Raw genomic sequence first — 13,266 nt, forward strand, 5'->3', positions numbered from 1 at the left:
TCCGCCGAGAGCACCGAGAAGGCGCCGGCCAATCCGCCGGCCAAGCCCCGCCGCACGGCGAAGCCGAAGACGGTGGAGGACACATCTGCCGCCAAGCCCGCGCCCGCCGCCCCAAAGGCGAAGAAGCCGCCGGCCGCGCGCAAGGCCGCCACGCGCGCCAAAGCCGCGGCACCGGCCACTGGGCGCTTCATCACGCTCGAAGGCGGGGAGGGGGCCGGCAAGTCGACGCAAGTCCGCCGGCTGCTGGAGCGGCTGCAGGCGGCCGGCATCGACGCCGTCGGCACGCGCGAGCCGGGCGGGTCCACCGGCGCCGAGATCATGCGCCATCTGATCCTGTCGGGCGCCGCCAAGCCGCTGGGGCCGCTGGCCGAGGCGACGCTGTTCGCCGCCGCCCGCGCCGACCATCTCGACGCCACCATCCGCCCGGCGCTGGCGCGCGGTGCCGTGGTGGTGTGCGACCGTTTCGCCGATTCGACCCGCGTCTATCAGGGCGCGCTCGGCAATGTCGATCCGCGCCTGATCGCGGCGCTGGAACAGGTGACCGTCGGCGAGACGCGGCCGGACCTGACGCTGATTCTCGACCTGCCGGCGGAGGAGGGGCTCGCCCGCGCCGCCGCCCGCTCCGGCCAGGGCGCCGACCGTTTCGAGAGCGAGGGCCTGGCCTTTCACCGGGCGTTGCGCGCGGCATTTCGCGCGCTGGCGGAGAGCGAGCCGGAGCGCTGCGTGCTGATCGATGCCAGAGGCACCCCCGAAGCGGTGGAAGAGGCGATCTGGCAGGCGGTTTCCACCCGCCTGAAGCTGCCCTCCCCGCGCCGGAGACGCCGGACATGAAGGACGCGCCCCCGCTGGAAGGCGACCGCTTCGGCACCGCGCCGGCGCCGCGCGAGAGCACGCATCTCGTCGGCCATGAGGAGGCGCAGGCGATGGTGCGCACCGCCTGGGATGCCGGGCGGCTGCCGCATGCGCTGCTGATCGGCGGGGCGGAAGGAATCGGCAAGGCGACGCTCGCCTATGCCATTGCCCGCTTCGTGCTTTCCGGCGGCGCCGCGCCGGCGCATTCCCTCGCCGTCGACCCCGGCCATCCCGCCGCGCGGCAGGTGGCGGCGCTGTCGCATCCCGATGTGATGGTGCTGCGGCGCACGCCCAACGACACCGGCAAGCTGCCCTCGATGATTCCGGCCGAACAGGTACGCCGGGTGCGCAGCTTCTTCGGCTCCACGGCGGCGCTCGGCGGCTGGCGGGTCTGCATCGTCGACACGCTGGACGAAATGAACGCGCAGGGCGCCAATGCGCTGCTGAAGACGCTGGAGGAGCCGCCGAACCGCGCGCTGTTCCTTCTGGTGAGCCACGCGCCGGGCCGGCTGCTGCCCACCATCCGCTCGCGCTGCCGGATGGTGCCGCTGCGCGCGCTGTCGGAAGGGCAGGTGGTGGAGGTGCTGGAAGGGTTGAGCGCCCACATGCCCGGCCTCGACCGCAGCCGCTTCGCGGAGGCGGCGGAAGCCTCGGGCGGCAGCGTGCGCGAGGCGCTGACCCTGATGGAGGGCGACGGGCTCGCCGTGCGCAACGCCACCCGCGTGCTGCTCGACGCCCTGCCCGATGTCGATCCCAGATCGCTGCATGCGCTCGGCGAGAAGCTCACCGGCGACCGGGGAGGGGCGTTCCAGAGCTTTGTCGGCACGGTGGAGGGCTGGATCAGCGACCATGCCACCGGGCGCCGCCAGACCGCCAGCGTTCGTCTTGCACGCCTCCCGGAGGTGTGGGAGAAGGTTCGCCGCGCTGCGGTCGACGCCGATGTCTATAATCTCGACCGCAAGACCCTCGTCTTCCGGATCTTCGCGTCGCTCAACGAGGCCCTGCGCCCCTGATCGCGCGCTGGTCGCTCCGCAGGATACCGCCGTGAGACCCGCCTTCTACATCACCACCGCGATCGACTACCCCAATGGCGCGCCCCATATCGGCCACGCCTATGAGAAGATCGCCTCGGACGCGCTGGCCCGCTTCAAGAAGCTGGACGGCTTTGACGTCTTCTTCCTGACCGGCACCGACGAGCACGGGCTGAAGATGGCGCAGACGGCGGAAAAGCAGGGGCTGACGCCGCTGGAATGGGCGACGAAGAACGCCACCCGCTTCCAGGAGATGGATGCGCTGCTCGGCGTCAATTATGACCGTTTCATCCGCACCACCGACGCCGACCACATCGCCTCCACCCAGGCGATCTGGCAGCGCATGGTGGAGGCGGGCGACATCTATCTCGGCGCCTATTCCGGCTGGTACTCGGTGCGCGACGAGGCCTATTACGCCGAGGACGAGACCACGGTGAACCCCGATGGCGTGCGCCTCGGCCCGCAGGGCACGCCGGTGGAATGGACCGAGGAGAAGAGCTATTTCTTCCGCCTCTCCGCCTATCAGCAGAAGCTGCTCGACTATTACGACGCGCACCCGGACTTCATCCGCCCCGAGGTGCGCCGCAACGAGGTGACGAGCTTCGTACGCGGCGGGCTGCAGGACCTCTCGATCAGCCGCACCACCTTCTCCTGGGGCATCCCCGTGCCGGGCGACCCGGACCATGTGATGTATGTATGGGTGGACGCGCTCACCAACTACATCACCGGCGTCGGCTATCCCGACACGGAGAGCGCCAGCTTCAAGCGCTATTGGCCGGCGAACCTGCACATCATCGGCAAGGACATCATCCGCTTCCACGCGGTGTACTGGCCGGCCTTCCTGATGTCGGCGGGGATCAAGCCGCCGAAAACCGTGTTCGCGCACGGCTTCATCCATAATCGCGGGGAGAAGATGTCGAAGTCGGTCGGCAATGTGATCGACCCGTTCGACCTCGCCCGTGCCTATGGCGTCGATGCGCTGCGCTATTTCCTGCTGCGCGAAATTCCCTTCGGCCAGGATGGCTCCTACAGCCACGAGGCCATCGTCGCCCGCACCAATGCCGACCTCGCCAACGACCTCGGCAACCTCGCCCAGCGCTCGCTGTCGATGATCGCCAAGAATCTCGGTGGCGCGCTGCCCGCCCCCGGCCCGCTCTCGGACGATGACGCGGCGATCCTCGCTGCCGCCGACGCCATGGGCGCCAAGGTGCGCGAGGCGATGGAAGGCCAGCAGATTCATAACGCGCTGGCCGCGATCTGGTCGGTGGTGGCGGACGCCAACCGCTATTTCGCCGGCGCGGCGCCGTGGGAATTGCGCAAGACTGACCCGGAGCGCTTCGGCACCGTGCTGTGGACCACGGCGGAAGTGGTGCGGCAGGTGGCGCTGCTGGCGCAGCCCTTCATCCCCACAAGTGCCGGCAAGCTGCTGGACCTGCTGGCGATTCCTGAAGACGCGCGCAGCTTCGCCAGCCTCGGCGCGGCCGGGCGGCTTCAGGGCGGCACGGTGCTGCCGGCGCCGGCCGGCGTGTTCCCGCGCTATGTCGAGCCCGAGGCGCCGGCGGCGTCATGATCGTCGACAGCCACTGCCATCTCGACTTCCCGGATTTCGCCGCGGAACTCGACGACGTGGTCGCTCGGGCCCGCGCGGCCGGCGTCGGCCGCCTCGTCACCATCGGCACGCGCGTGCGCCGCTCGGGTGAGGTGAGGGCGATCGCCGAGCGCTTCGACGATGTGTTCTGCTCGGTCGGCACGCACCCGCACAATGCCGGCGAGGAAGCGGATGTGACGCTGGAGGAGATTCTGGCCGCCGCCGACCACCCCAAGGTGGTGGCCATCGGCGAGGCCGGGCTCGATTATCACTACGACACCGCCCCGCGCGACGCGCAGGCGGCGGGCTTCCGCCGGCATATCGAAGCGGCGCGGCGCACCGGCCTGCCGCTGGTGATCCACGCCCGCGACGCCGACGAGGATGTCGCGGCGATCCTGGAAGAGGAAAGCGGGAAGGGCGCCTTCGGCTTCGTGCTGCACTGCTTCACCGCCGGGCCGGACCTCGCCCGCCGGGCGGTGGCGCTGGGCGGCTATGTCTCCTTCTCCGGCATCCTCACCTTCAAATCCGGTGCGCCGCTGCGGGAGATCGCCGCCAGCCTGCCGGCCGACCGGGTGCTGGTGGAGACGGACGCGCCCTATCTCGCGCCCAACAGCCGGCGCGGCAAGCGCAACGAGCCTTCCTATGTCGTGGAGACTGCCCGTATACTTGGCGAGGCGCGCGGGGTCTCCTTCGACGAGATCGCCGCGCTGACGACGCAGAATTTCTTCCGCCTGTTCTCCCGCGCATCCTAGAGGCTTCCGCTCCCCATGGCGCTGACCTTCACCATTCTCGGCTGCGGCTCCTCCGGTGGGGTGCCGCGAGTCGGGCAGGGCTGGGGCGTGTGCGACCCGAACGAACCGCGCAACCGCCGCCGCCGCTGCTCCATGCTGGTCGAGCGCCGCGACGACGGCGCCGAGCGGCCGACGCGGGTGCTGATCGACACCTCGCCGGACCTGCGTGAGCAATTGATCGATGCCGGCGTCGACCGGCTCGACGCCGTGCTGTTCACCCATGAACATGCCGACCACACCCATGGCATCGACGATCTGCGCCCGCTGACCATCCTCAACCGCCGCCGCATCGATGTGCATGTCGATCCCGAGACCTCGGCGATGCTGCACCAGCGCTTCGGCTACTGCTTCGAGACGCCGCCGGGCAGCGACTACCCGCCGATCCTGACCGAGCACCGCTTCCACGCCGGCGACACCATCCGCGTCGAGGGGCCCGGCGGTACAGTCGAGGCGCAGGCGTACCGCCAGTACCACGGCAACATCATCTCCTATGGCTTCCGCATCGGCGGGCTGGCTTATTCCAGCGACCTGCACGACCTGCCGGAAGAAAGCCTGGCTTATCTCGCCGACCTCGATGTGTGGATCATCGACGCGCTGCGGCCCAAGCCGCACCCGACGCATCTGTCGCTCAGCGAGGCGCTGGCCTGGATCGAGCGGATGCAGCCGCGCCGCGCCGTGCTGACGAACCTGCACACCGATCTCGACTACGCCACGCTGTCGCGGGAATTGCCGGACGGCGTGGTCGCTGCCTATGACGGCATGAAAATCACGCTCTGACAATCATTTAACGTGCCTTTCTCACCCTTGCGACCTCCCCCGCCCATGAGATTGTTTTCCATAATATGTCTTCTGCGAATCACTCGGAGGCGGAATTGACGCCCTCCCGCGACATTGAGCGCCTGCTGGAGATCATGGCGGCGCTGCGCACGCCGGAGACCGGCTGCCCGTGGGACCTCGCGCAGGACTTCGACACGATCGCGCCCTACACGATCGAGGAAGCCTATGAGGTGGCCGACGCCATCGCCCGCGGCGATCTCGACGACCTCTGCGACGAGCTCGGCGACCTGCTGCTGCAGGTGGTGTTCCACGCCCGCCTGGCGCAGGAGCGCGGCGCCTTCGATTTCGGCGCTGTGGTCGAGGCCATCACCGCCAAGATGATCCGCCGCCACCCGCATGTGTTCGGCAACGCGCGCGGCCGCGACGTGGCGGCGGTGAATGCGGCCTGGGACGCCATCAAGGCGGAGGAGAAGGCGCGGCGCGCGGCCCGGCGGACGGCGCGGGGTCTGCCGCCGGAGCCGGGGCAGGGCCGCACGCTGGATGGGGTGCCGGCCGGCGCCCCTGCCCTCACCCGCGCGGTGAAATTGCAGGACAAGGCGGCGAAGGTCGGCTTCGACTGGCCGGAGGTGCGGCCCGTGCTGGCCAAGATCCGCGAGGAGATCGACGAGGTGGAAGCCGAGATCGTCTCGGGAGACCGCAAGGCGGCGGGGCAAGAAGTCGGCGACCTGCTGTTCGCGCTTGCCAATCTCGCCCGCCACCTCGATGTCGACCCCGAAGCGGCGCTGCGCGGCACCAACGAGAAGTTCACCCGCCGCTTCGCCCATATCGAGGACCGGCTGGCGCAGGCCGGGCGCACGCCGGCGGAGGCGGGCCTCGATGAGATGGAAACGCTGTGGCAGGAGGCGAAGACGGCCGCGCCGAAGGAGTAGGGCGCTCGCCCCTGCCCGCCTTCCCCGCCTTCGCATCCCGGCCGAAGCGCAGCGTAGAGCCGGGATCGCTCGTCCCGCCGCCACGATCCCGGATCGGCCTTCGGCCGCCCGGGATGACGATGGGTCGTGGCGCCTTAACCCCGGATCCGCCGCGCGCCGAAGCGACGCTCGATCTGCTCGGCACGGTCCGGCGGCACGCGCACGGCGAGGTGCAGCCGCCCTTCCGCGTCCTGGCGCCGCTCCAGCACCTCGCTGTGGCGGTAGAGCCAGCTGAGATTGCCGCCATCGGCAGCGTCAAGATCGACGGCGAGGCTCACCCGCTCGCGCGAAAGACGCTGCGAGATGGTGGCGAGCAGCGGCTCCATGCCCTCGCCGGTGAGCGCGGAGACCGGAATCGGGCGGGCATCGCCCTCGCGGCGGGCGGCGGCGTTGAACAGCCCTGCCCTCGCCTCCGGCTCCAGCCGGTCGATCTTGTTCCAGACCTCGATGACGCGGTGATCGTCCTCGGGGTCGATGTCGAGATCGGCCAGCACGCTTTTCACGTCATGCGCCTGCGCATCCGCGTCCTCATGCGCCATGTCGCGCACATGCAGGATGAGATCGGCCTCGATCACCTCTTCCAGCGTGGCGCGGAAGGCGGCGACGAGCTGGGTCGGCAGATCGGAGATGAAGCCGACCGTGTCGGATAGGATCACCTTGTCGCCGGTGGGCAGCTGCACCGCCCGCAGCGTCGGGTCGAGCGTGGCGAAGAGAAGGTCCTGCGCCATGACGTCGGCGCGGGTCAGCCGGTTGAACAGGGTCGACTTGCCGGCATTGGTGTAGCCGACCAGCGCCACCACGGGATAGGGCACCTTCTTGCGGCTGGCGCGGTGCAGGGCGCGGGTGCGCTTGACCTGTTCCAGCTCGCGCTCGATCTTGACGATGCGCTCGCCGATCAGCCGGCGGTCGGCCTCGATCTGCGTCTCGCCGGGGCCGCCGAGAAAGCCGAAGCCGCCGCGCTGGCGTTCTAGATGGGTCCAGGAGCGCACCAGCCGGCTGCGCTGGTAGTTGAGATGGGCGAGTTCGACCTGCAGCACGCCTTCCTTGGTGCGCGCACGCTGGCCGAAGATTTCCAGAATGAGCGCGGTGCGGTCGATCACCTTGGCGGCGAACGCCTTTTCGAGGTTGCGCTGCTGCACCGGGCTGAGCGGGGCGTCGACGAAGACCAGCCCCGCCTCCTCCGCCTTCACCAGCTCGGCGATTTCCTCGACCTTGCCGCTGCCGAGATAGGTGGCCGGGCGCACCTGCGACAGGCCAACCAGCGCGCTGCCGACAAGCTTAAGATCAATGGCGAGGACGAGACCGACCGCCTCGTCGAGCCGCGCCTCGGGCGAGCGGCGCACGCCCTCCTCCCCTGCCCCGCGACGGGTCAGGTGCGGAACGATCACCACCACGCGGGTCGCGTCGCCTTCGGTTTCATGCTCGACAGGCAGGCCGGCGGCACGGCCGGCGGACGACGTGCGGGAGGACTTGAACTCCAAGATCAGCCCTTCTCGCCGGTCTCATCGGGTTCGAACAGCTGAACCGGATGGCCGGGCATGATGGTCGAGATCGCGTGCTTGTAGACGAGCTGCGAATGGCCGTCGCGGCGCAGCAGCACGCAGAAATTATCGAACCAGGTGACGACTCCCTGCAGCTTCACGCCATTGACCAGGAAGATGGTGAGCGGCGTCTTGTTCTTGCGGACGTGATTGAGAAAGGTGTCCTGGAGGTTCTGCGAACGTTCCGCGGCCATGGTTTTTTTGATCCGTTTGTTTGTTGTTGCTCGTAGGTCGGCGCGGTCGTCCTGTGCTCTGCGCCCCGTCCGGGAGCGGTCAAGCACAAAGACGTGCGCCCCAAACATGGCATAGCATGTCTGGCGCGCAAGATGCTTTCGCCAAGTTGGTTCCACTTGGCAAGGTCTTTCCGCACCCGCCAGCCGGCCGGCCGGGCAGAATTACCTGTGTCAGCGGGCGATTTCGGCAAGCCGGTGGTAGTTGGCGCGCAAGGCGCGCGCCACCGGGCCGGGCCGACCGTCACCGATGGCCTGCCCATCGATTCGCACCACTGGGGTGGCGAAGTTGGTGGCCGAAGTGACGAAAGCCTCGCGCGCGCCCAGCGCTTCCGCCACGGTGAAGGGGCGCTCCTCGATACGCAGTTGCAGCTCGGCCGCCACCTCGAACATGACAGTGCGGGTGATGCCGCGCAGAATGCCGGACTCCGCCGGGCGGGTGACGAGCCGGCCCTCCGGGGTGACGATCCAGGCATTGGTCGAGCCGCCCTCGGTGACATGGCCGCCCGCATCGACGAACCACGCTTCGCGTGCGCCGGCCTGCTTCGCTGCTTCCTTGGCGAGGACGTTCGGCAGCAGGCCGACGGTCTTGATATCGACCCGCTCCCAGCGATTGTCCGGCACGGTGATCACGCCGATCCCCTGCTCCGCGGCCGCCTCGCCCTTGGCCGGATCAATCGCGCGGGCGGTGACCACGAGGGAGGGCGGCGTCGCCGGATCGGGAAAATAATGGTCACGACGGGCGACGCCGCGCGTGACCTGGAGGTAGACGAGGCCGTCGCGCACGCGGTTGCGGGCGATGGTCTGGCGCAGCACCACGCCGAGCGCGGCCAGCGACATCGGCAGGCGGATGCGCAGTTCGCCCAGCGAGCGCAGCAGACGCTCCATGTGGCGGCGCTCATCCACCATATGTCCGCCGCGCACCTCGCAGACCTCATAGACACCGTCGCCGAACTGGTAGCCGCGATCCTCCACATGCACCCCCGCCACGGCGTGCGGCACATAGGCTCCGTTCACATAGGCAATGCGCGACATCGTATGTCCTCAGCCCGGTCTCGCCAGAGTCAGCCGCTCACGCATTGCGTGAACACGTCACCATAGAGACCTGATATTCCTTAACGTCGCCACAGGGCGAAATTGGCCAGACCCAGCACGACGAGAATTTCCAGCCGCCCCAGAATCATGGCCAGCGCCAGTATAAGCTGCGCATAAGCCGGCAGCGCGCCCCAGTCCGGCCAATTCACGTCCGGCTGCCAGTTCACGGCATAGACCGGACCGACATTGCTCAGCGCCGTCACAACAGCGACGAAGGCCGCCTCGAAGCTCGGCATGGCCGGAGCGAGCGCCACGGTGAGCGCGCCGATCACCGTGCAGGCGACGCCGAACATGATCCAGATCGCCTTCATCATCTGCAGCGTCACATTCTGCTGCCCGAGACGACGCGGATGCACGGCGCTGGGATGCACCAGCCGCTCCAGTTCGCGCAGGCTCTGCAGCACCATCACCCCGGTACGGTAGATCTTGATCCCGCCGGCAGTGGAGAAACTGGCGCCGCCGATGAACACGACGGTGAGCACCACCGTCACCGGCAGGCTGGCAAAGGCGCCGGCATGCGGCTCGATGCCCGTCGTGGTGACAAGCGCGACGGCGGTGAACAGCCCGTCCTCCAGCGCGATGGGCAGCGACAATCCGCTCCCCAGCGTGCGGAAACCAATCGCCGCGGCGGCGATGCCGAGGCCAAGGCAAAGTGCGAAAAGGACAATGTTTTCATATTGTCCGAGCGCAAGGCGGAAGCGGCGTGTGAGCAACATGCGCTGCCAGAGCAGGCTCGTTCCGCCGATCAGCATGAACAGGATCAGCACCGCCTTGATGCCGAAATGGCCATAGGCCGCGATGCCGTCCGCATCCGGCAGCAGGCCGCCGGTGGACAATGCCGCGCCGGCGAGGCCGAGCGCCTCGAACAGGCGCAGACCGAGCAGGAACAGCAGGAAGGTGCACAGGGCCGTGGCGCCGAGATAGATCGGCAGCACGAGGCGGAGCGCGTCGTCCAGCGTCATCTGATGGGTGACGCCGAGCAGATTGGCGCGGGCGCTGCGGTCCGGCAGGCCGCCGAGACCGGCGGGGCCGAGCACGGCGACGAAACCGACAAGGGTGAGCAACCCGCCCGCCCATTGCAGGGTCAGCAGCCAGCCCAGCGTCGCCCGCGGCACCTTGTCGAGATCGTGAATCTGGATCGGGCCGGTGGTGGTGAAAGCCGCCACCGCCTCGAACCAGGCATGCACCGGCCCGAGCGTGGTGGTCGCGGCGATCGGCACGGCGGCGATGATCGGCACGACGAGCCACAGCACCAGCAGCAAGCCATAGGCCGCGAGCCGGTCCAGCCGCCCTGCCCGGTTGCGCACGGCGAGATGCACCGCCCCCGCGCCGAAGACGGTGAGCAGCGCCGTCATCAGGAACACGTCGGCGCCCGGCTCGCGCCGGAACAGCGACACCAGCGCGGCCAGCAGCAGGAAACCGGCCATGACGCCGGCCGTCTGTGCGCTGTAGCGTGCGACCGCGATCATGAACCGGGGCCTCTCTCAGAAGAACTCAAGGCTGACCCGGAACAGCTGCTCGACCCGCTTCACCTTGTCGGCGAGGGCGAACATCACCACCCGGTCGCGCGCCTGGATCACGGTGTCGCCGCGCGGCAGCATGACCCGCCCGGCGCGGATGACCGCGCCGATGCGCATGCCGTCGAACAAGTCGAGCTGGCGCAGCGGCTTGCCGACCAGCGGCGAGGTTTCCAGCGCCTCGGCCTCGATCACCTCACCGGCCCCGTTCAGCAGCGAATGCACGCCGCGGATGCGGCCCTTGCGGACATATTGCAGCACTTTGGAGACGGTGATCTGGCGCGGGTTCACATAGGCGTCGATGCCGAGGCCGCGCGCGAAGGCGGGATAGGCCGGGTCGTTCAGCAAAGAGAGCATGCGCTTGGCGCCGAGTTCGCGCGACAGCAGGCAGGAGAGAATGTTGACCCGGTCGTCATTGGTCACCGCGATCATGGTGTCGGCATCGCCGACCGCCGCCTCCTCCAGAATGGTGCGGTCCAGCGCGCTGCCGCGCAGCACCACGGTCCGGTTCAGTTCCTGCGCGATCTCCTCGGCGCGGCTGATCTTGTCCTCGATGATCTTCACCCGCGCCTTCGGGTTGCGCTGCTCCAGCTCGCGCGCGACATAGAGCCCGATATTGCCGCCACCGCCGATGACGATGCGCTGCGCCGGCGGCTCGTCATGGCCGAAGATCGACAAAGTGCGGCTCACCTGATCGGTATGAGCGACGAAATAGGCGAGGTCGCCGGCCAGCAGCGAGTCGATGGAGCGCGGCACGAAGGTCTTGCCATTGCGGTTGACCGCCACCACCACCGCCCGCAGATCCGGGAACAGGTCGGTGAGTTGGCGCAGCGGCGTGTCGAGGACCGGGCAATCCTCCTGGCAGCGCACGCCCACCACGACGACATTGCTGTCGTTGAAGCTCACCGTATCGACGGCGCCCGGCAGCGAGAGGCGGCGCAGCACCATCTCGCCCACTTCCAGCTCGGGCGAGATCACCACATCGATCGGCAGATGGTCGCGCGAGAACAGGTCGCGCCAATGGCCCTGCAGATAGCTCTGCGCGCGCACGCGGGCGATCTTGGTCGGCACGTCGAACAGCGCATGGCCGACCTGGCAGGCGATCATGTTGACTTCGTCATGCAGGGTGACGGCGATCAGCATGTCCGCCGCCTCCAGCCCCGCCCGGGCGAGCACGTCAGGATGCGAGCCGTGGCCGACAAAGCCGCGCACGTCGAGCGTGTCGGTGACCGCCTGGATGAGGCGGGGCGAGGTGTCGATGATGGAAACGTCGTTCTGCTCTGCGGCCAGACGCTCGGCAATGCCGAACCCCACCTGCCCCGCGCCGCAAATCACGACCTTCATGACGTCCCCCGCTCCTGCCCGCCGGCGCCGGAGGGTTTCCGCGAACGGCCCCCCGGCATTCCCTGGCGAGTCTCTCTATAGCAGGTTCGCACGGCGCGGCAGACGCCGCAGCGTCCGGCCCGCACATCTTCCTTTGCCGGAGCGGCGGCTGAAGGCGCTCAGCCGATGCCCAGCGCCTTGAGCTTGCGGTGCAGCGCCGAGCGCTCCATGCCGACGAACTCCGCCGTGCGGGAGATGTTGCCGCCGAAGCGGCTGATCTGCGCCACCAGATATTCGCGCTCGAACACTTCGCGCGCGTCGCGCAGCGGCAGGCCCATGAGATGTTCCCCGCCCGTGCCGCTCGGCAGACTCGGCACCAGCGCGCCGACATCCGGCGGCAGCATGTCGGCGGTCACGGGCGCATCCGCCTCGCCGGAGGCGAGGATGAGCAGGCGTTCGATATTGTTGCGCAGCTGGCGGACATTGCCCGGCCAGTCATGCGACTGCAGCACGGCGAGCGCATCGTCGGCGACGCGCCGGCGCGGCAGGCCGGTGGACTGCGAAATCTGGTCGAGGAAGAACTCGACCAGTTCCGGCACGTCTTCGCGCCGCTCCGCCAGCGGCGGCACCCGCACCGGCACCACGCCGAGCCGGTGATAGAGATCCTCGCGGAAGCGCCCTTCGGCGATTTCCTTTTCCAGATTGCGGGCGGTGGAGGAGATGATGCGCACATCCACCGAAACGCGGGTATTGCCGCCGACGCGCAGGAAATTCTGGTCCACCAGCACGCGCAGAATGCGGTTCTGGGTCTCGCGCGGCATGTCGGCGATTTCATCGATGAACAGCGTGCCGCCATGCGCCTCTTCCAGCGCGCCGACCTGACGGCCCTGCCCTTCCCCAAGCTCGACGCCGAACAGCTCGACTTCCATCCGCTCCGGGGTGATGGCGGCGGCGTTGATGACCACGAACGGCCCGTTCGCCCGCTGCGAGGCGGCGTGAATCATGCGGGCGGTCAGCTCTTTGCCGGAGCCGGAAGGGCCGACGATCATGATGCGGCTATTGGTCGGCGCCACGCGCTCGATGCCCTGGCGCAGCTGGTTCATCACCGAGGACTTGCCCACCAGCGCCTGCGTCACCGCCGTGCGCTGCTTCAGGTCGCGCACTTCGCGCTTGAGCCGCAGCGTCTCCAGCGCCCGGTCGGCGACGAGAATGAGGCGATCGGAATTGAACGGCTTCTCGATGAAGTCGTAGGCGCCCTGCTTGATCGCCGCCACCGCCGTTTCGATGGTGCCATGGCCGGAAATCATCACGACAGGCACCTCCGGGTGGTTCTTCTTGATGCGCTCCAGCAGTTGCAGCCCATCGAGCTTCGAGCGTTCCAGCCAGATGTCGAGGAAGACCAGATGCGGACGGCGCGCCTCGATGGCGGCCAGCGCCTCGTCGCTGTCCTTGGCGGTGCGGGCGCCATAGCCCTCATCCTCCAGAATGCCCGCGACCAGACCGCGAATATCGGCTTCGTCATCGACGATCAGGATGTCCGTCGCCATTCGTCA

12 protein-coding genes are annotated in these 13,266 nt (G+C 68.5%); 6 read left to right on the forward strand and 6 right to left on the reverse strand.

From position 1 onward, the window contains the following. Positions 1-189: 189 nt before the first annotated feature. The 6 genes from tmk (at position 190) to mazG (ending at position 5,968) form a co-directional block, all read left to right on the forward strand. Positions 190-831 carry a dTMP kinase gene (gene tmk / locus J2S75_RS02645; RefSeq protein WP_307018488.1) on the forward strand — a complete coding sequence of 214 codons (642 nt, stop codon included), beginning with the start codon at positions 190-192 and terminating at the stop codon, positions 829-831. Further along, positions 828-1,865 carry a DNA polymerase III subunit delta' gene (locus J2S75_RS02650; RefSeq protein WP_307017928.1) on the forward strand — a complete coding sequence of 346 codons (1,038 nt, stop codon included), beginning with the start codon at positions 828-830 and terminating at the stop codon, positions 1,863-1,865. The genes tmk and J2S75_RS02650 overlap by 4 nt, the downstream gene beginning before the upstream one ends. 31 nt (positions 1,866-1,896) lie before the next feature. Then, entirely contained in the window at positions 1,897-3,453 is a 1,557-nt protein-coding gene (gene metG / locus J2S75_RS02655; protein ID WP_307017930.1) for a methionine--tRNA ligase, read from the forward strand. Then, on the forward strand, positions 3,450-4,223 hold the full coding sequence (locus tag J2S75_RS02660; RefSeq protein WP_307017931.1) for a TatD family hydrolase: 774 nt from the start codon (positions 3,450-3,452) through the stop codon (positions 4,221-4,223). The genes metG and J2S75_RS02660 overlap by 4 nt, the downstream gene beginning before the upstream one ends. A gap of 15 nt (positions 4,224-4,238) precedes the next feature. Then, complete coding sequence (locus J2S75_RS02665; protein WP_307017933.1) at positions 4,239-5,039, forward strand: MBL fold metallo-hydrolase; 801 nt, start codon at positions 4,239-4,241, stop codon at positions 5,037-5,039. Between the two features lie 95 nt (positions 5,040-5,134). Further along, positions 5,135-5,968 (forward strand): nucleoside triphosphate pyrophosphohydrolase, encoded by an 834-nt coding sequence (gene mazG, locus J2S75_RS02670; RefSeq protein ID WP_307017935.1) that lies wholly within the window; start codon positions 5,135-5,137, stop codon positions 5,966-5,968. A gap of 134 nt (positions 5,969-6,102) precedes the next feature. Here the strand turns inward: mazG and hflX are convergent, their stop codons facing one another. The 6 genes from hflX to ntrX all read right to left on the reverse strand — a co-directional run bounded on the left by hflX (position 6,103) and on the right by ntrX (position 13,260). Continuing rightward, positions 6,103-7,494 carry a GTPase HflX gene (gene hflX / locus J2S75_RS02675; protein WP_370874081.1) on the reverse strand — a complete coding sequence of 464 codons (1,392 nt, stop codon included), beginning with the start codon at positions 7,492-7,494 and terminating at the stop codon, positions 6,103-6,105. Beyond that, positions 7,491-7,742: an RNA chaperone Hfq gene (gene hfq / locus J2S75_RS02680; protein WP_013166585.1), complete on the reverse strand. Its 252-nt coding sequence runs from the start codon at positions 7,740-7,742 to the stop codon at positions 7,491-7,493. Before hfq ends, hflX begins: the two co-directional genes overlap by 4 nt. Positions 7,743-7,952: 210 nt before the next feature. After that, entirely contained in the window at positions 7,953-8,813 is an 861-nt protein-coding gene (locus tag J2S75_RS02685) for a D-amino-acid transaminase (RefSeq protein WP_307017943.1), read from the reverse strand. An 80-nt stretch (positions 8,814-8,893) separates the two neighbouring features. Then, on the reverse strand, positions 8,894-10,342 hold the full coding sequence (locus J2S75_RS02690; protein WP_307017945.1) for a TrkH family potassium uptake protein: 1,449 nt from the start codon (positions 10,340-10,342) through the stop codon (positions 8,894-8,896). A gap of 15 nt (positions 10,343-10,357) precedes the next feature. Next, positions 10,358-11,734, reverse strand: coding sequence for a Trk system potassium transporter TrkA (trkA, locus tag J2S75_RS02695; RefSeq protein ID WP_244376463.1), 1,377 nt, complete (start codon positions 11,732-11,734; stop codon positions 10,358-10,360). 158 nt (positions 11,735-11,892) lie between these two features. Next, positions 11,893-13,260 (reverse strand): nitrogen assimilation response regulator NtrX, encoded by a 1,368-nt coding sequence (ntrX, locus tag J2S75_RS02700; RefSeq protein ID WP_307017947.1) that lies wholly within the window; start codon positions 13,258-13,260, stop codon positions 11,893-11,895. Positions 13,261-13,266 lie beyond the last annotated feature (6 nt).

Origin of the sequence: Ancylobacter polymorphus (assembly GCF_030813495.1) — a bacterium.
In the GTDB taxonomy this organism is placed as follows: Bacteria; Pseudomonadota; Alphaproteobacteria; order Rhizobiales; family Xanthobacteraceae; genus Ancylobacter; species Ancylobacter polymorphus.